The organism is Mesorhizobium tamadayense, from assembly GCF_003863365.1.
In the GTDB taxonomy this organism is placed as follows: domain Bacteria; phylum Pseudomonadota; class Alphaproteobacteria; order Rhizobiales; family Rhizobiaceae; genus Mesorhizobium; species Mesorhizobium tamadayense.
The window spans coordinates 1-429 of the sequence record NZ_RQXT01000256.1 but is presented as its reverse complement, the minus strand read 5'-3'; the positions used below and the strand labels follow the sequence as shown (position 1 = coordinate 429).

Below are 429 nucleotides of genomic sequence, written 5' to 3'. Positions count from 1 at the left end.
TGGCGGTCGAGCACGGCATGCACCGTACTCCTGGCCGGGATGCGCATGTCACCGGCAAGCTTCCTGACCAGCAACTCCCTGATCTTCCTGGCGCCCCAATGCGGCTTCTCGCGCTTGGTCTCGACGACCAGCCGCTCGATCTGGTCGGGCAACTGGTTGGCGTAGCGCACCGGCCGCCGCGAGCGATCGCAAAGCGCCTCCAGCCCCTCTTGCCTGTAGCGGTTGAAGATCTTGTAGCCGGTCTTGCGCGAGATCCCGAACTCCCGGCACACCTCGCTCATCCCTTCTCCATCGAGAAGCCGAGCCACAAAACGAAGACGTTCCTCCATAACCGAACACTCTCTCCACGGCATCAACACCTCCGGCCAAAAGCCAAAAGTGTTACCCATGTGTCCGGTACAAAACGTCACCTATGTCTCAGGCCGCGCA

At 61.3% G+C, this 429-nt stretch carries 1 protein-coding gene; it reads right to left on the bottom strand.

Going from position 1 to position 429, the window contains the following annotated elements:
* Positions 1–353: helix-turn-helix domain-containing protein (locus tag EH240_RS37565; protein ID WP_148101208.1), on the bottom strand; the 353-nt coding region annotated here is incomplete at its 3' end.
* Between the last annotated feature and the right edge of the window lie 76 nt (positions 354–429).